This is a genomic window from Streptococcus sanguinis, from assembly GCF_008329445.1.
Taxonomy (GTDB): Bacteria; Bacillota; Bacilli; order Lactobacillales; family Streptococcaceae; genus Streptococcus; species Streptococcus sanguinis_O.
This window is the reverse complement of the sequence record NZ_VIBR01000001.1, coordinates 87241-105813: the sequence shown is the minus strand read 5'-3', so window position 1 is coordinate 105813 and position 18573 is coordinate 87241. Positions and strand designations below refer to the sequence as shown.

The following is an 18573-nucleotide window of genomic DNA, read 5'->3' as shown; positions in this document are numbered from 1 at the left end:
ACCTTACACCTTCTCTTTCACATTTTTACCGAGGATACCAGCTGGACGGATCAGAAGAATGACAATCAAAATCGCATAGACAATGGCATCACGGAAATCAGATAGTCCAAGCGCTGTCGCAAAAGTTTCCAAAAGACCGATAACAAAGCCACCAAGCGCAGCACCAGGAATAATTCCAATACCACCTAGAACGGCCGCTACAAAGGACTTGATCCCTGGAGTCATCCCCATCAAAGGCTCCAATGAATTATAGTAAAGGGCAATTAGAACACCAGCAGCTCCTGCAAGAGCTGACCCCAAAGCAAAGGTGAAGCTGATTGTTCGATTGACATTGATTCCCATCAGCTGAGCAGCATCACTGTCTACGGACACAGCACGCATAGCCTTACCCATCTTTGTCTTCTGCACGATGAACTGCAGAGCCACCATGAGGAAAATCGAAATTCCCAAAATCAGCAACTGAATATTTGAGATAGAAATCGGTCCTAAGTTAAAGCGTACTGTTTTAATAACCTGCGGGAAGGAACGGGTATTGGCACCGACAAAGAAAATCATGCCATACTCAAGAAGAAAAGAGACCCCAATGGCTGTAATCAAAGCCGCAATCCGAGTCGAATTTCGCAGAGGACGATAGGCTAAAAACTCAATAACCACACCAAGAATCGCTGTCCCAATCATCGCTAAAATAAGAGAAAGGAAGAAATTAAACTTCAGGATATTAATCAAGTAATAACCCATAAAGGCACCAATCATATAGATATCGCCATGGGCAAAGTTAATCAGCTTAATAATCCCATAAACCATGGTATAACCCAAAGCCAGAAGCGCATAAACACTACCCAGGATTAGACCGTTGACTAATTGTTGGAGCATTAGACACCACTCTTTCTATAATAAAATAAGGAATGGGAGAAAAATCAGCAGACTAGGTCGTGATTTTATCATCCCACTCCCAAAATACGAATAATAGTTGATTGAGAAACGAAGAAGAATAGATTATAAAACAATACTCTCTCAAATCCGTAGATTTATAAAGAAATCATCTACTAACTTGCTCAAGCAACTAGAAATAGAAAACAAGTCAAAGACTGGGATAGCCCCAGCCTCGTAACTATTATTCAGCTTTAACTGTTTCTACAGTATCTACTTGACCGTCTTTCAAGCCAATCATCAGAGCTGTTTTCACTGGATTGTGGTCTTTATCAATAGTGATTGAACCAGTCACTCCATCGAAATCTTTAAGCTTAGCCAAGTTGTCTTTGATATCTACAGAAGTTTTAGCACCCTTAGCTGCTTCTGCTGCCATATAAACAGAATCATATGCCAGAGCTGCAAACATAGAAGGCTCTTCTTTGTACTTAGCTTTGTATGCTTCAATAAACTTCTTAGCTTTTTCTGACATTTCACCAGAAGTTGTAAAGCCAGATACATAGTAAACATTTGTAGCTGCAGCTGGAGTTGCTTGCTCAACAAACTTAGCATCACCAAAGCCATCAGGACCAACGATTGTTTGGTCGATACCCAAACCACGCGCTTGATTGACAATTTTACCAGCTTCTGTATAGTAACCTGGAACAACCAGAGCGTCAAATTCTTTGCCCTTAATCTTTGTCAAAGCAGCTTGGAAGTCTGTATCCTTGGATTGGAAAGTTTCTGTTGCTACAATCTCACCCTTGAACTCCTTCTTGAAGGCATCCGCCATTCCTTTAGCGTAGTCACTAGATTGGTCGTAGTAAAGAACGACTTTCTTAGCTTTCAAGTTGTCAGTAACATACTTAGAAATGATTTTACCTTGGTAGCTATCAATAAAGGTTGCACGGTAAAGATAATCTTGCTTGTTGGTCAGGTCATCCTGTGTCGCACTTGGTGTAATGATTGGCACACCTGCTTTAGCAGCATTTGCAGTAGCTGAAGCTGTCGCTCCAGAAGTCGCAGGGCCAATGATTGCATTTACCTTACTTTGGGTAACCAAGCTAGTAGTGATGGTAGATGCTTCAGCAGTTTCTGATTTGTTATCCTTATCAGTAACTTCAATCTTCTTGCCATCTACGCCACCAGCAGCGTTGATTTCATCAACGGCCAACTGAGCACCATGTTGTTCAGCTGTACCGTAGGCTGCTACTTCACCTGATTCTTCAAAGTTAAAACCAAATTTAATCGTATCGCCAATTTCTGTACCAGTTGCTGTTGAGTTGTTATTGGATACTTCTCCACAAGCTGCGAGAAGAGCCGCACTAGCAAAAGCTACTAAGGATAGTGCAAATTTTTTCTTCATTCCGAAATCTCCTTAAGTGATTTGATTGATGATATAGTAAGAATATATCGAATTATCTGACAATTGTCAACCCCTTATAGAAATTTTATCAAATGATAACGTTTTCTTGTTCTCTATACAGGCTTCCAACAAAGTTTTGATCTAGTTCTTTTATGTGAGATATCCGAACTTGCTTAACATAGCGTTCCTTGGGCAGATTCTCCTGTAAGTTCTGGGCGTCCTCTTGATCGACATAGAGATGCAGATAGCGATGCTTCTTAGAATGATAAATAATATCACCGAAGTTAGCCAGCTTTTTGGCATCTCGATTATAGTAAAGATAGACAATCAAGCCCACTCTTTCTTCTCTCTCTATCATAAAACTCCTTTCCGGTCCATGTAGTTCTTAGATGATTATAGCAAAGATAGGGCAAAAAAACTAGCCCTGAAAAGCTTTATGATTAGCTTAAAACACTTAGTGTTGACAGACTAACAAATTTAAAACAGCAAAAAAGGAGCCGCTTTTGGCTCCTCCTCTGTTAGCTCAGATTGCTATTTTCCATGATTTCGTCAATAAAGCCGTATTCCAAGGTTTCCTGAGCACTCATCCAGTAATCGCGTTCCGCATCCTTATGGATTTGCTCAACGGACTTGCCAGAGTTTTCAGCTAAGATTTTTTCCAAGGTATTACGAGTTCTAAGCAAGTGTTCAGCTACAATGGCCATATCCGTTTGCTGAGTGCCGCTTCCAGCTCCGCCCATCGGCTGGTGAATCAGATATTCTGCATTTGGAAGCATGAAGCGTTTGCCCTTAGCACCACTGGAAGCAATGATTGTTCCCATGCTGGCAGCTACACCCATAACAATGGTCTGAACATCAGACTTGATGAAGTTCATAGTATCCACAATAGCCAGACCTGCTGAAACGGAGCCCCCCGGCGTATTTACATAGAGATAAATATCTTTAGTATTGTCCTGTGCATCCAAGAAAAGGAGCTGGGCAATGACTGAATTAGCCATATTGTCCTCTACTGGGCCAGTCAGCATGATAATGCGGTCTTTTAATAGCCGGGAGTAAATATCATAGGAGCGTTCTCCTCGGCTGGTTTGTTCAATAACTACAGGAATCATAGTTTTCTCTCTTTCTCTTTTTAAATTTTTCTATCAAACTATTTTTAAATTTTTCTATCAAACTAGGGGAATAGAATTTCAAATTACGAGACTATTATATCCTTTTGGTCAAAAAAGGTCAAATAGAAACTTTTACTTGGTCCCGAAAAGACGATCTCCTGCATCTCCTAGTCCTGGTACGATATAACCATGATCATTGAGATGATCATCCAGAGCAGCTGTGAAAATATCAACATCTGGATGAGCTTCCTGCAAGGCTTTTACTCCTTCAGGCGCTGAAACCAAGCAGACAAATGTAATATGGCTAGCACCATGTTTCTTCAGAGAATCCACAGCTAAGATAGCAGAACCACCCGTAGCTAGCATTGGATCTACAACAAAAATCTGACGTTGGTCAATATCTTCTGGCAACTTGACCAGATACTCAACCGGCTTCAAAGTTTCTTCATCACGGTACATTCCGATATGCCCAACTTTAGCTGCTGGAACCAAGCTCAGAAGTCCATCCACCATGCCAATACCAGCCCGCAGGATGGGTACAATAGCTAATTTTTTTCCTGCAATCTGCTTTTGGACTGTTTTCGTAATTGGTGTTTCAATTTCTACATCTTCAAGTGGTAAATCGCGCAAAACTTCATATCCCATGAGCATTGCGATTTCATCAACTAATTCACGAAAAGCCTTGGTAGAGGTATCTGTACGACGCAAGATAGACAATTTATGCTGAATTAGTGGATGAGCGATAACTTCAAGTTTTCCCATGATTGGATTTCCTTCTTTCAATTTATTCTTCTTATTATATCAAAAAAAGTGTGAAAAGGCTTGCTATAAGCAAGCCTTTTCAAAGATTTTCTTCATCTTACAGCCATTCTCTATAGCGCTTGATATAAAGGTGTTTAACAAGAGTTACACTAACCATATAAAGCGCAATAATCAAGAAGAGGAAAAGGAAATAAGTGCCATTCAGCGGAGCTGTCTTCAGAAGTGGCGCAAAGAGGCTGTATGGCAAGGAAGTAACAAAGAGAGCTGCTGCCATGGTCGTCACAATAACGGATAAAGCAGGACGGCTTTGCACAAATGGCAGCTTAGGTGAGCGCAGCATGTAGATGACCATGGTCTGGGTCCACATAGACTCAATGAACCAGCCTGTTTGAAAAAGAGTGATAAAGGTTGCCGCTTGCTCAGTACCAGCTTGATAACTACTTCCTGTTATCATAGGAACAATGATAAAGTAAAGGGCCAAGTAAGTCAAAACATCAAAAATGGATGAGATAGGCCCAATCCAAGACATAAAGCGGGTAATAGAGTTAGCAGACCAAATCCGTGGTCTCTTGAGAAATTCACTGTCTACGTTATCAAAGGGCAGAGCGATACAAGACAAGTCATAAACTAGATTGAGGACAATCAGATGAACTGGTGCCATAGGCAGAAAAGGCAGAAAGATACTGGCAAAGAGGAGAGAAAAGATATTCCCAAAATTGGAACTGACTGTCATCTTGATATACTTGGTCATATTGGCATAGACCTTGCGTCCTTCTACCAGACCTTTCTCCAGAACCATAAGGTCCTTGTCCAGCAGAATGACATCTGCTGTTTCCTTGGCAATATCGACAGCTGTATCAACAGAAATACCCACATCTGCTACCTTCATAGAAGGTGCATCATTGATACCATCACCCATGTAGCCAACCTTGTGGCCATTAGCCTTGAGTTGGAGAATGATCCGAGCTTTTTGGTCAGGTGAGAGCTTGGCAAAAACCGTTGTATGCTCCACTGCCTGACTCAATTCTTCATCAGATAAGGCATCCACCTCTACACCTAGTAAGATATTATCTACATCTAACCCAACCTTTTCACAAACTGCCTGGGTCACCTTATCATTATCACCGGTCAAAATCTTAGTAGCAACGCCGTACTCAGCCAAGATTTCAATAGCTGGAGCCGCAGATGACTTAGGTGGATCTAGAAAGGCCAGATAGCCCGTCAAAATCATGTTAGATTCATCCTTGACTTCATAGTCGTAATCTTCTTCTAAGTTTGACTTGTAGCTAACACCAAGCACACGCAGCCCTTGCTCATTGAGTTGAGCCACTTCCGCAAGGATTTCCTGACGAATCTCCTCAGTCAATTCCGTAATGCGTTTCTTGTATTCTACATGGCTAGAGATAGCCAGCATTTCCTCCAAGGCCCCCTTGGTCACCATGCTAATAACATCTTCATCATCCTTGACAATGACACTCATGCGACGGCGTTCAAAGTCAAAGGGCAGTTCATCAATTTTCTTAAAGGTTTGGTCTAGATTACGGACAATCTCATGCTTTTCTGCTTCTTTCTCCGTCCGGTTGATAATGGCCCGATCCATGAGGTTTTTGAGACCTGTTTGATAGTAGGAATTGAGAAAAGCACGACGGAGCACTGCTAAGTCCAAATCTCCATGAATATCCAGCGGGTATTCTAACACAATCTCATCTTGGGTCAGTGTGCCCGTCTTATCCGTACAAAGGATATCAATAGCTCCTAGGTCTTGGATGGCATTCAGCTTCTTAATCACGACCTTTTCCTGAGCCATGATAATAGAACCTTTAGCCAGGCTCGCTGTGATAATCATAGGCAGCATTTCTGGAGTCAGGCCGACTCCAACACTGAGAGCAAAGACACCTGCTTCCAGCCAGTCACCGTCAGTCAGACCGTTTATGAAGAACACGACCGGAACCATGACGAGCATCAGACGAATCAAAAGCCAGGAGATACTATTCATCTCGCGCTCAAAAGAGGTCGGCTCATCATAGGTGTTAAGCGTCTGCTCAATGGCTCCCATCATGGTCTCATCGCCAACCACCAGCACCAGAGCTGTAGCTCTTCCGGAAATAACGTTGGTTCCCATAAAAGCCAGCGACTCTGTTTCTAAAAGGCTATCTAGATTTTGCCCATCCGACTTGGCCAGACAGACCTTTTCTACTGCATCGCTTTCGCCTGTCAGGCCGGACTGCTGAACAAAGAAATCACGCGAATCCAGCAGCAGTACATCTGCAGGAATCATGTCTCCAGCACTAAGTTTGATGATGTCTCCTACAACAAGCTCATCAATCGGCAGTTCCTGCTCTGCTCCTTCACGGATAACCGTAGCCGTGTTGACAATCAACTGAGACAGATTGCTAGCAGCGCGGTCGCTCCGCAATTCCTGAACAAAACGAATGCCTCCAGAAATCAGCACTAGAACAACAATGATGATGGAAGTCGTCGGATCTTCCTCACCAGGCTTAGCCAGCCAAACATTGGTCACTAAGGACACGAGGGCAATCACCAATAAGATGACTGTAAAGGGGTTAATGATAGACTCGTAAATTTTCTTTAGAATAGAGTCTTCCTGACCCTTTGTGATGATATTTTCACCATAAAGGTCACGATTTTCTTCGACCTGCTCTTCTGTCAGGCCACGAAAGGAACTCTTGTAAAATGCCAGAGTTTCTGTTACAGGAAGCTGCAGCGCAGCAACTAATCTTTCTTTTACTGTTTTCATTGGTTTCTCCTTGATGTATGATTGATAAATTTCATACACAGGAACCAATCACTTTATGAGGACAGAACGACACAAATCAGCGATTGGCTGTGTATGTGCGGTTCCGGATAATCGTCAATTTGCATCGCGTGTCTCCTTTCTTAATTTATAAAAACAATTAAAAGTCCCAAGATGCCTGCAAGACGTCAAAAGTGGCATTCATCTTCTGTGTCCAATCTTGCAATTCTGGAAAATTTTCTTTTAAAGAAAATCCAATAACTTCTTCACGTAAATTCCACCAATCTACAAGAGCAACTACTTGGATTGTTGCAATATTTAAAGAGAGCCCTTGCTCAGTAGCCAGTTTCTCTAACAAAGACAAACTCCGTATATTTCTCTCTTCAATTTGCTGATGTCTGTCTTTCCACCAATGTTCTTTTTCATGGAAAAATTTTTCCGCAACAATCGGCATTGTATTTTCCAAAATTCCTTCAGCAATGGACAGTATATTTAAAACATGCCATTTATCCATTCCATTGGGGAAAAGTGAGACTTCCTGACCTAGTTCGTCTAAATATTGAGAAATTAAATCACTACCATATAACCATTCTCCACTGGAAGCTTGAAAAGCAGGAATTCTACCTAAAGGATTATCTTGATTGTGCGGTGAATTTCTATCAAAAGCCACCTGAACTTTCTGAATATCCACTTGCTCCTCTAAATGATGATGTAAAATTGTAACATATACTTTACGCGCAAAAGGACTGGTACTAGAATACCAAAACTTCATCACTATTCCTCCTTCTTTTTTCTTAAGAGGCAGGCCAATCAACTATTTACTCTCTTGAAATATTTTCAACAAAAAAGAATACCCTGCCAATTTCTCAGCAGGGTTGTTTGCATGTCAGGTTATTTGCTTCATTGTTTTAAGCACAGATAAAGCAAGCATTCACCGTTCAAGCTTTAACTCCATAAGGCGATGAAATGAGCTTAGTCTTGACCTTGGCGATCAGGACTGTTAACCAACGAGTAGTGTCTCCACTGCTTTGCGGTAGTCATCCGTATCCTTATGGTAGCCTCACCTACCGATTTTCCACTATTACTATACTCCTCTTTCAAAGGATTGTCAATCATCTTTTCTCGCTTGAGATAAATTTCAAAAATATTTTGATTTATTTTGGCAATACCTCTGCAATACGGGAGCAGATTTCTTCAACCATGGTCTCTGGAGCAGCAACATTTAAGCGGGCATGACCTTTGCCTTCTTGACCAAAATCACTTCCTCTATTCAGGACGACCTTTGCCTCTTCTCGTAGCAGCTGAAAAAGCTGGTCATCTGTCAGGCCATAATCTGAAAAGTCCAGCCAAATCAGATAAGTCCCTTGAGGCTTCATGACCCGCAGACGCGGCGCTTCCTTGGCAAAATAATCAACCACAAAATTCACATTCTTCTCAAGAACTTCCTTGAGCTCCATCAACCAAGACCAACCGTATCGATAGGCTGCTTCTGTCGCTAAAAATCCAAGACCAGGAATTTCATGCTGGTTGTTGGCTAACTGGCGCTTTTTAAACTGATGCCGCAAGCTTGAATTCTCAATCACTGCATAGGAATTTTTGGTCCCAGCAATATTAAAGGTCTTAGTTGCACTGGCTAAAATCAGACTAAAGTCCTTAAAGTCAGGTGAGACAGTATTGAAAGACTGATGTTCATGGCCAAACAGCGTCAAATCTTGATGGATTTCGTCTGAGACCAGGAGGACGCCGTACTTTTGGCAGAGGCGGCCAATTTTCTCTAACACCTCCCGTTCCCAAACTCGACCTCCGGGATTATGAGGATTACACAAAACATAAATCTTGACTTCATTGTCTGCAATGTCCCGCTCTAGCTGCTCAAAGTCAATCTGAAAGAGACCATCCTGCTCTATCAAAGAATTGGTAATAAGCTGACGATTATTGAGCTTGACACTGCGTGCAAAAGGTGGGTAAACAGGAGTGTTGATTAGGACAGCATCCCCTTCCTTGGTAAAGGCTTGGATAGCTGTTGAAATAGCAGGAACAACTCCTTCTATAAATACCAAGGCTTCCCGATCAAAGGTATAGTCGTGCTCATCTCGCTCCCAATCTAGAACAGCATTGATTAGCTCTTCACTAGCATAGGTATAGCCATAGACTAACTGATTAGCATAGTCATGAACAGCTTGCTGGATTTCAGGCAGGACTTCAAAATCCATATCTGCAATCCAAGCTGGCAGGACTTCCTTGTCCTTCTCCGCTTCTTTCCATTTATAAGTATGATGCCCTACACGACAGGGGGCTTTTTCAAAATTATATCTTCCCATATTATTCATTCTCCAAGGCTGCACGTAAATCGTCTACCAAATCTCGACTATCCTCAATTCCAATTGACAGGCGCAGCAAATCATCAGTCAAACCATAAGAATGACGCACTTCCACCGGAATGTCTGCGTGAGTCTGGGTCGTCGGATAGGTAATCAAGCTCTCTACTCCACCCAAACTTTCCGCAAAGGTAAAGACTTTCAGGCTATTTAAGAGATGAGGAATCTTCCCTTCGTCCATAACTTTAAAGGAAATCATACCACCCTTGCCTGGATAGAGAACCTCTTTTACCGCAGGAGATTGCTTCAGAAAAGCGACTACTTCTTGTGCATTCTGAGTAGAACGCTCCATGCGTAAAGCCAATGTCTTGAGACCGCGCAAAAGCAGATAGCTGTCAAAAGGAGACAGGACTGGCCCAGTTGTATTGAGGTTATAGTATAGCTTGTCATAAATAGCAGCATCATTAGTCATGATGGCTCCAGCCAAGACATCATTGTGCCCGCCCAGATACTTGGTTGCAGAGTGCAGAACAATATCAGCTCCATCCTCCAGCGGTCTCTGATAAATAGGACTGTAGAAGGTATTGTCCACAATGACAGCTGCTCCTCGCTCATGAGCTGCTTGGGAAATGCGAGCAATGTCAAACTCTACCATAAGAGGATTGGTCGGTGTCTCGATATAAACAATATCTATATCCTCTGTCAGATTGTTCAGTAGTTCTTCTTCTGTATTAGCATAGGTAAAGGCAAAGCGCCCTTCTGCTTCAGCCTGAGCAAACCAGCGAAAAGAGCCACCATAGAGATCCCGAACAGCCAAAACCTTGCTGCCAACTGGAAAGGCACTAAAGGCCAGCACAATAGCCGACATACCAGAGCTAGTCGCTAGAGCATAATTTGCACTTTCGATAGCAGCCAGAGTCTCTTCCAAGCTAACCCGCGTTGGATTCTTGGTTCGAGTATAGTCATAACCTGTTGACTGACCAAATTCAGGGTGCTGGTAGGTCGTTGAAAAATGCAGGGGTGTTGTCAAAGCACCGGTTGTTTCATCTTTTTTAACCCCAGCCTGAGCCAGTAGTGTATTTAATTTTATGTCCTTACTCATATTAACCTTCCAATCCTTCGCTAATATTTCACCCTCTATTGTAACATCTTTTGAAAACATTTATCTTTTTTCTTTCCAAGAGCTAGCTATAGTTTGAAACTATAATGTTGATGTTTTAGAAAAGCAAAGCTAAAAATTAAAAAGCCTAGTGGCTTTTTAATAGATATGAAAGCGTCGACGCAAACTAGCTGCTTTTGAACCGATAAAGCGATCCATAAGGCGAACTTTGAGCGCCAGACCGCCATAGACAGCAAGACCGATACCGCCAATCAGAGCGATATAGGCAAAGCTGGAAATCCGTCCGCTTGGATGAAGGAAGAGACCGATAAGAAGCTCTGCCACCAAGACAAAGATGGTCATCAGAACCGTCAGAATCACTGACAGGAGGCTCCGCTTAAAGAGGTTCTTAGGATTCAGACCTGTTACCTTGCGAATTTCCTGATACATGAGCAGGATTGGGATAATCAGACCAATCGTCGTCGCAAGAAGAGGTCCATAAGCTTTGAAAATATAAATCAAGGGCACTTGCAGCACCAACTTGACTCCTACTCCATACAGGAAGTAAATAATCGCCTTTCTATTCTGGAAGAGGGCCTGAATCATCGGAGCCAACACCGTATATAGACTGAGGATAATGGTCTGCAGCATAGCAAAGATGAAAAGTCCCAGTGCTAAGCCGTCTGGCTTACCATAGAAAACGGTATACAGAGGTTCCGCTACCAAAACAGCACCAATGGTTGCTGGCAAGATAAAGAAAATCAGCATGCTGAGATTGTCCTGCACCAAGCGGGCAGCCGATCGGAAATCACCTTTGACATAGTTCTCGGTCAAAAGCGGAATCCCGACACCGCCGATAGAGGTAGCCACGGCAATTAAAATCATGGTAATTTTATTAGGATTGGCTGAGAAATAGGCAAACTGAACCAGCAACTCGGATTTGCTGTACTTGCTAATCCAACCCATGACATGGATAAAGGTATTTTGGTCAATAATCTGAAAAAGCTGAATGGCAGATCCTGTGATAATGAAAGGAATGGCTTCTCGGATGGTATCCCAGAGGAGGGCACGGCTATTGATCTCCCCTGCATTGGCAGACTTATGAAGGATAGAAGTCAGCATACCTGTCTTCCAGAGATAGAAGGCTAAGACAGCCATGCTAGCCAACATGCCGATAAAGGCGGCGAAGGTAGACTGGGTAACCGCTTCTACATAGTTGCCAGAACCGATTTTCATGATGAAAAAGGCTGTCAGCAACATCCAGATAACCCGAATGACCTGCTCCGCAATCTGACTGATGGCATAAGGCTTGAGATTGTTAAACCCTTGGAAAAAACCTCGGATAACGCTCATTGATGGGAATATCAAAACAGCCAAAGACAGACTCTGCATGACTGGCACCAAGTCTGAACCACCGCCAGACATAGAAGCGAAAACTGGTGAGAGCAGGTACATAATCACTGAAAAGACAGCTCCCAAAAGCAGCATAAATTTGAGAAACTCTCGGATGAGAGTGAAACTGTGCTCTTCCTTGTCAATGGTATTGTACTTAGCCACCTGCTTGGCTACTGCCACTGGCACGCCGGCTGTCGAAATCAGTAAAAACCAGGCATAGATATTGTAGCCCATAGTAAAAAGGCCGTTGGCCTCGGCGCCGTGCTTGCCCATCCAGATATACCAAGGAATGATATAGATGGCACCCAGAAGACGACTGATAAAATTGCTGGCAGTTAGCCAGGCAGTTCCCCGCAGCATCTGCTGCTGCTGGCTTGTTGTTTCTTGGCTCATAGAAAACCTCTTCTATTTATTCTTCTTTTATTATAAACTTTTCCTTGCCTCTTGTAAAACCCAGCCATAAGGTTTACAATAGATTTATGATTAAAATTGAAACCGTATTAGCTATTTTAAAAGAAGACCATAATTTTCGTGATATTGTCAAAGGCGGAGAATACTTCTTCTCCTACAGCGGCTTGACTTTCGATAGTATCAGCTATGACAGCAGGGAAGCGGATGCCTCTACCCTCTTTTTTGTCAAGGGTGAGGCTTTTAAGAAAGAATTTCTAGAAAAAGCCGTCTCAGCTGGCCTGCGCTTTTATATCAGCGAGACAGACTTTCAAGTGGGCATTCCAGTCCTCTTGGTCAACGATGTCAAACAGGCCATGAGTCTCTTAGCCATGGAATTTTACGGCCATCCTGAGAAAAAGCTCAAACTGCTTGCCTTTACTGGCACCAAAGGCAAGACAACTACAGCTTATTTTGCCTATCAGATCCTTTCTCAAAGCCATCGGCCTGCCCTGCTCTCGACTATGAACACTACTTTGGATGGCGAGACCTTCTTCAAGTCAACTCTGACTACACCAGAGAGTCTGGATCTCATTAAAATGATGGCCCAAGCCTTAGCCAATGGTCGGACTCATCTCATCATGGAAGTTTCCAGTCAGGCTTATCTCAAGAAACGGGTCTATGGCCTAACCTTTAATGTCGGTGTCTTTCTCAATATCAGCCCCGACCATATCGGTCCGATTGAGCATCCGACCTTTGAAGATTACTTCTACAATAAGCGGCTCTTGATGGACCATAGCCGAGCAGTTATCGTGAATAGCGACATGGACCATTTCCAAATCGTGAAAGAGCAAGTCGCTTCTATGGAACACGATTTCTATGGAGCAGGCTCAAGCAATACCATCATAGATTCTCAGGCTTTCAGCTTTGAAGCTGCTGGTAAATTAGCTGGCCACTATGATATCCAGCTCATTGGCCACTTCAATCAAGAAAATGCAGTAGCGGCTGGTCTTGCCTGTCTGCGTCTAGGTGCTAGCCTCGAAGACATCAAAAAAGGGATTGCCGCAACCCGAGTCCCAGGCCGCATGGAAGTTCTGACTCAGAAAAACGGCGCCAAGGTCTTCGTTGACTACGCTCACAATGGTGTTAGCCTAAGCAACCTGCTGTCTGTGGTAGAGGAACACCAAAAGGGTAAGATTATCCTCCTCTTGGGTGCTACCGGCAACAAGGGTGAAAGCCGCCGCAAAGACTTCGGTCTCCTGCTTAATCAGCATCCTGAGCTAACTGTCATCTTAACCGCGGATGACCCCAACTATGAAGATCCTCTAGCCATTGCGGAGGAAATCGCATCCTACATCTCCTATCCAGTGGACAAAATAGCCAACCGAGAAGAAGCAATCAAAAAAGCTCTCAGTCTGACAGACCGAGAGGGAGATGCCGTCATTCTGGCCGGTAAAGGAGCAGATGCTTACCAAATCGTAGAAGGAGAAAAAGTAACTTATCCAGGAGACTATGCTCTTGCTGAAAAGTATTTATAAGAAAAAAGGCGTGGATATCGCCTTTTTATTGTCGTTTTGTAAAAATTACCGCCATTTAATCAGAACGTACATCAAGCTGGAGCCAAACATATCCGCCAAGGCGTGCATGAGAAAGAAAGGCAGGAGGTTCTTGACCTTGTACTTGTAAAGGAAATAGTAAAAGAGACCGTACACCACTCCGATAACCAAGGCCCACAGCATGCCCTGATAGGTGTGGAAAGAAATCCGAATGATAGTAGAGTAGGCCAGCGCCCACCACTTATACTTATCCTTAACAGAGGTCATAAGACCCAGAAAGAAGAATTCTTCATAGAAGCCATTGAGAAGTCCATAGAGGATGGCCATAGGTGTCAGTTCAGCAAATTTCCGGAAGATTTCTAGCACATCTACATAAGACCAGAGGGTTGGATCAAAGTAATTATACTCGCCGCTCAGTGTCGTCACAATGTCACCAAAGAACCCTACTGCTACAAAAATAAGAGGGGTCCAGAGGAGAACCGACCAGCTCAGACGAATAGGAAGCTGCTTAAAGTCAAAGCGCCGAAACAATAGGTAAAGAATGGTCAAGACCAGCATCAGCAGCTGAAAATTGAAATTACTAGAAAAAGCCGCTCCTTCAGTGGCTGTATTGGTCACCGTTTCAGTCGCTCCTGTGCTGGAAGCTGGTGCAAAGCTAGCTAAATAAAGCTCCGTTGAGCGATAAATAAACTGCCCAAACATGAGCAGGGTAATCACTGCAATATCAAACCACCTCAGCTCTTTCAAAGGCTTAGAGGGGCGTAGGTTTGTCAATAATTTCATCATATTTCCTTTCACCACCTGTAAATTTATGTCATCATTTCAGGTTCTTTTTTATATTTCTATCTTAGCATGAAAAGCTTAAATTTTTATTATTTACAAATTTATAAAACTTTTTTATTTTATTTTTATTAAATTGTCAGAAAACTATTTTTTTAGAAAAATTTTTATGGTATAATAAAAGGCGTAATTCTGATAGAAGAATCAGCCAGAAAGGAAGTCTATGTCCACTATCTCTGCAGCAAGTATCCAGGTCGCCTACGATCAAAAGGTTATTATTGACGGACTGGACTGCCAACTCGCCGAGGGAAAGATTACAACTATTATCGGTAGCAATGGCTGCGGTAAATCCACGCTTCTCAAGGCTTTTACCCGTATTTTGCCGACAAAAGCTGGCAGCATAACTCTGGATGGACAGTCCATCGCCCTACTGCCGACCAAGGAGGTGGCGCAAAAGATTGCCTTGCTGCCCCAAACCATGGAGGCGACCGATGGCATCACCGTCTATGATCTGGTCTCTTATGGCCGCTTTCCGCATCAAACTGGCTTGGGGCGGCTCAGTACAGAAGACCGGGAAAAAATCTGCTGGGCTATGGAAGCAACTCAGGTCAGCGAATTTTCGGACTGGCAGGTGGATGATTTGTCTGGAGGTCAGCGTCAGCGCGTCTGGATTGCTATGGCTCTAGCTCAAGATACAGAGACTATTTTTCTGGACGAGCCAACCACCTATCTGGATATGAATCATCAGCTGGAAATCTTGGAGTTGCTGAATGACCTCAACCGACTCAGCGGAAAAACCATTATCATGGTTCTGCATGACATCAACCTAGCTGCCCGCTTTTCCCATCAGCTGATTGCCATGAAAAATGGGTGTATTCAGTACCAAGGAAGTGTTGAGCAGGTCATGACCTCGGATATTCTGAGAGACATTTTTCAGATTGAAGCCCAGATTATTCGGGATCCTATTCAGGATAAGCCGCTCTGCCTCAGCTATCAGCTCGTTAAATAAGTCATGTATTCATAGATAAGTTTCCCATATCTTCTTCATGGATACATCTTCTAAACTTTTTATAGAATTGGAGGAAAAAATGAAAAAGTTTTTATCATTTGCCATCCTTACTGTCACCATCTTCCTTTTAGTTGCCTGCGGCAGCTCATCTAAATCCGAAAACTCTGCCTCTGCAGACAAGGTCGAGCTATCCAGCAAGCCCAAAATTGATGGATTTCACTACTACGGCGATATTCCTAAAAATCCAAAACGCATCGCCAGCCTCTCCTCTACCTACACAGGCTATTTGCTGCAACTAGGTTTCGACCCTGTCACTGTAACATCCTATGATGCTAAAAATCCTGTCCTCAAAGAAAAAGTCAAAAATGCCAAGGTCCTGATGCCAGAAGATTTGGAGTCTATCGCCAAGCAAAAGCCAGACCTTATCGTGGTAGATGCCAGTGACAAAAATATCGATGAACTAAAGAAAATCGCTCCAACTATTGCCATTGATTATGGAAAAAATGACTATTTAGAAATCCTGAATCGCTTTGGCCAAATCTTTGGTAAGGAAAAAGAAGCTGACCAATGGATTGCTGATTGGAAGAGCAAAACAGCTGATATTGGCAAGCAGTTAAAAGAAAAGCTGGGACAAAATGTCACTTTCACCGTTGTCGGACTATATGAAAAGGAAATCTACCTCTTCGGTAACAACTGGGGACGAGGCGGAGAAGTCATCTACAAATCTCTGGGATTTGATGCCCCACAAAAGGTGAAGGATGAAGTATTCCCAAGTGGCTACTTGCAAGTCAGCCAAGAAACGGTGAGTGAGTATATTGGCGATTATGTCTTGGTTGCAGCTGAAGATGATAAAACAGGCAGCGCTCTTTACGAAAGCGATGTTTGGAAATCTATTCCCGCTGTTCAACAGAATCATATCTTAAAAGTGGATGCCAACGCCTTTTATTTCAACGATCCATTGACACTTGAATACGAACTCAAAACTATTCAAGATGGCCTTGAAAAAATGAACTAGGCCATTCCTTGCAGAAACTTAGACTAGTTAAAAACATTGCTAGTAAGCGATATATCTCATGATAGCTATTTGATTTTCGACTATATAAAGGATTCCAGATGATGCTTCATTCACTCTTCACTCAAAAAAATAGGCCAAACATCTTTTGGCTTGTTTTTTTCGCCCTTATTCTCCTGCTGATTAGCGGACTCTATCTCTACCTGCGCTTTGGCATTCCCAGCTACTCCCATCGGCAACTGATAGAAACTCTGAGCCATCCTTTCAAGGAAAGTCCAGCCCAGAACATCATCATAGATCTGCGCTTACCTAGAGGAATTGCAGCTCTGCTAGTCGGAGCTAGCTTGGCCGTTTCAGGAGCCATCATGCAGGGGATAACCCGCAATGCCATTGCTGATCCGGGACTTTTGGGGATCAACTCTGGAGCTGGCCTAGCGCTCATCTGCGGTTATGCCTTTTCTAAGAGTATACACTACAGTAGCATCCTCCTGCTCTCACTTGCAGGAGCCTGTCTAGCCAGTATTCTGGTTTTTAGCCTCTCCTACCATCCTAGAAAAGGTTTTGAGCAACTACGACTCGTCTTATCCGGTGCCATGGTAACAACACTCCTGACTGCCATCGGACAAGGCTTGACCATTTACCTCAACCTGACCAATGCTGTCATCGGTTGGCAGGCTGGAGGGCTTCTAGGAACCAATTGGAAAATGCTGCAAATCATTGCTCCCTTTATCTTATTAGGCCTCTTACTGGCTCAGCTATTTTCTCACCAACTAACCATTCTCAGCCTCAATGAAACAGTAGCCAAGAGCTTAGGCCAGCGAACGACTCAGATAACCCTGTTCTTTCTGAGTATTGTTCTACTGTTATCAGCGGCAGCCGTTGCCCTAGTAGGAAGCCTTGCCCTCGTCGGACTGATTATTCCACACTTTGTCAAAACCATCAGCGGAAAGAATTACCAAAAAATCCTGCCACTGACGATGCTAGCAGGAGCGCTCTTTCTATTGATCTGTGATTTTGCTGCGAGTCATATGGTCGGTCTGCCTCTTAGCTCTATTATCAGTCTCGTTACGCTGCCAGTCTTCCTATGGCTGATGAGAAAGGGGGCCTTCTATGAGAGATAAAAAACGAATTCTTTTGGTTCTAGTAAGCCTCAGCCTCCTGACTTTCCTAATTTTCCTACTGTCTCTATCATCAGGCGATCAGGAATTTAATATCGGTGAAGCTTTTCGATATCTGCTGGGGCAAGGAGATGATGGCAGCACCTTTATCATGGAGCAGATCCGCCTGCCTCGAATTCTGGTCTGCCTTCTAGCAGGAGCTTCGCTAGGGATGAGCGGTGTACTGCTGCAGACCTTTACTCGAAACCCACTTGCCGATTCAGGAACCTTGGGAATCAATGCCGGAGCTGGTGTTATCATTACTCTTGCTATCAGCAAGCTAGAAGTGACTGATCCTTTCTATATCCGCTATCTTCCCTTTATCGCAACCTTTGGCGGTATGCTGACTGTAGCCCTTATTTACCTGATCTCACATCAAAAAGGTCAAGCTATCAGCCCCGTCAAGCTCATTATCGCTGGTGTAACCTTGTCAACCATTCTGTCTTCCAGTATGATTGCCATCACCGGCCGTGTCAATCAGAACAAACTGACCTATGTAGTTAGCTGGCTAGCTGGTAAGATTACGGGTAATAACTGGGAAAGTCTAGCTATTGCTGGCCCCTTCTTGCTTTTATTCTGGTTGCTAACCTATCTGCGCTCCCACAAGCTCAATATCCTCAGCCTAAATGATGAAACAGCTCTTGGTCTGGGGCTTCATCTAAAAAGAGAGCAGCAGATAACCTTGTTATTAGCCAGTGCTCTCGTCGCCTTTAGCCTATCTCTAGCTGGAAATATAGTCTTTATAGGTATGTTGGCTAGCCATATCAGCAAACGCTCCCTACCTAGCGATCATCGCTTACTCTTTCCGGCCGCTATGCTGCTAGGGGCCTTTATCATGACAGGGGCAGATACGATCACAAGAACCTTCCTCATCGGAAGCTCCGTCCCAACAGGCATTTTGATTTCCATTATTGGAGCCCCCTACTTCCTCTACCTTATGTATCAGCAAAAAAAATAAT

General features: G+C 43.4%; 15 protein-coding genes, 1 pseudogene and 1 riboswitch. Of the genes and pseudogenes, 5 read left to right on the top strand and 11 right to left on the bottom strand.

What is annotated here, in order from left to right; genetic code table 11:
* Positions 1–3 precede the first annotated feature (3 nt).
* From FKX92_RS00520 to FKX92_RS00470, 10 genes and pseudogenes are all read right to left on the bottom strand, one after another.
* Entirely contained in the window at positions 4–873 is an 870-nt protein-coding gene (locus tag FKX92_RS00520) for a branched-chain amino acid ABC transporter permease (RefSeq protein WP_002897070.1), read from the bottom strand.
* A 241-nt stretch (positions 874–1114) separates the two neighbouring features.
* Positions 1115–2275 (bottom strand): ABC transporter substrate-binding protein, encoded by a 1161-nt coding sequence (locus FKX92_RS00515; protein ID WP_002894677.1) that lies wholly within the window; start codon positions 2273–2275, stop codon positions 1115–1117.
* Between the two features lie 88 nt (positions 2276–2363).
* Positions 2364–2633 carry a YlbG family protein gene (locus tag FKX92_RS00510; RefSeq protein WP_149565199.1) on the bottom strand — a complete coding sequence of 90 codons (270 nt, stop codon included), beginning with the start codon at positions 2631–2633 and terminating at the stop codon, positions 2364–2366.
* A 160-nt stretch (positions 2634–2793) separates the two neighbouring features.
* A pseudogene (locus FKX92_RS00505) lies at positions 2794–3393 on the bottom strand (ATP-dependent Clp protease proteolytic subunit); the annotation flags it as partial.
* A 123-nt stretch (positions 3394–3516) separates the two neighbouring features.
* Positions 3517–4146 carry a uracil phosphoribosyltransferase gene (gene upp / locus FKX92_RS00500; protein WP_149565198.1) on the bottom strand — a complete coding sequence of 210 codons (630 nt, stop codon included), beginning with the start codon at positions 4144–4146 and terminating at the stop codon, positions 3517–3519.
* A gap of 97 nt (positions 4147–4243) precedes the next feature.
* Positions 4244–6904, bottom strand: a complete 2661-nt coding sequence (gene mgtA / locus FKX92_RS00490; protein ID WP_149565197.1) for a magnesium-translocating P-type ATPase — start codon at positions 6902–6904, stop codon at positions 4244–4246.
* Positions 6905–7061: 157 nt separating this feature from the next.
* Positions 7062–7673, bottom strand: a complete 612-nt coding sequence (locus tag FKX92_RS00485) for a glutathione S-transferase family protein (protein ID WP_032912400.1) — start codon at positions 7671–7673, stop codon at positions 7062–7064.
* Positions 7674–7823: 150 nt separating this feature from the next.
* A riboswitch (M-box (ykoK) riboswitch) is annotated at positions 7824–7980 on the bottom strand.
* Positions 7981–8055: 75 nt separating this feature from the next.
* Positions 8056–9222, bottom strand: coding sequence for a MalY/PatB family protein (locus tag FKX92_RS00480; protein WP_149565196.1), 1167 nt, complete (start codon positions 9220–9222; stop codon positions 8056–8058).
* 1 nt (position 9223) lies between these two features.
* A complete protein-coding gene (locus tag FKX92_RS00475; RefSeq protein ID WP_125351232.1) occupies positions 9224–10381 on the bottom strand; it encodes a cystathionine gamma-synthase in 1158 nt (385 codons plus the stop codon).
* Between the two features lie 96 nt (positions 10382–10477).
* A complete protein-coding gene (locus FKX92_RS00470) occupies positions 10478–12106 on the bottom strand; it encodes a putative polysaccharide biosynthesis protein (protein WP_149565195.1) in 1629 nt (542 codons plus the stop codon).
* An 86-nt stretch (positions 12107–12192) separates the two neighbouring features.
* Here FKX92_RS00470 and FKX92_RS00465 point away from each other — a divergent pair, with 86 nt between their 5' ends.
* Positions 12193–13638 (top strand): UDP-N-acetylmuramoyl-L-alanyl-D-glutamate--L-lysine ligase, encoded by a 1446-nt coding sequence (locus tag FKX92_RS00465; protein ID WP_149565194.1) that lies wholly within the window; start codon positions 12193–12195, stop codon positions 13636–13638.
* 45 nt (positions 13639–13683) lie between these two features.
* On the opposite strand, the gene FKX92_RS00460 is transcribed toward FKX92_RS00465, so the two are convergent.
* Positions 13684–14439 carry a CPBP family intramembrane glutamic endopeptidase gene (locus FKX92_RS00460; RefSeq protein ID WP_223105382.1) on the bottom strand — a complete coding sequence of 252 codons (756 nt, stop codon included), beginning with the start codon at positions 14437–14439 and terminating at the stop codon, positions 13684–13686.
* A gap of 220 nt (positions 14440–14659) precedes the next feature.
* On the opposite strand from FKX92_RS00460, the gene FKX92_RS00455 reads away from it, so the two are divergent.
* From FKX92_RS00455 to FKX92_RS00440, 4 genes are all read left to right on the top strand, one after another.
* Positions 14660–15445, top strand: coding sequence for an ABC transporter ATP-binding protein (locus FKX92_RS00455; protein ID WP_002894661.1), 786 nt, complete (start codon positions 14660–14662; stop codon positions 15443–15445).
* 79 nt (positions 15446–15524) lie between these two features.
* A complete protein-coding gene (locus tag FKX92_RS00450) occupies positions 15525–16460 on the top strand; it encodes an iron-hydroxamate ABC transporter substrate-binding protein (RefSeq protein WP_032914065.1) in 936 nt (311 codons plus the stop codon).
* Between the two features lie 98 nt (positions 16461–16558).
* Complete coding sequence (locus tag FKX92_RS00445) at positions 16559–17578, top strand: FecCD family ABC transporter permease (RefSeq protein ID WP_149565192.1); 1020 nt, start codon at positions 16559–16561, stop codon at positions 17576–17578.
* Positions 17568–18572, top strand: coding sequence for a FecCD family ABC transporter permease (locus FKX92_RS00440; RefSeq protein ID WP_149565191.1), 1005 nt, complete (start codon positions 17568–17570; stop codon positions 18570–18572). Before FKX92_RS00445 ends, FKX92_RS00440 begins: the two co-directional genes overlap by 11 nt.
* Position 18573 lies beyond the last annotated feature (1 nt).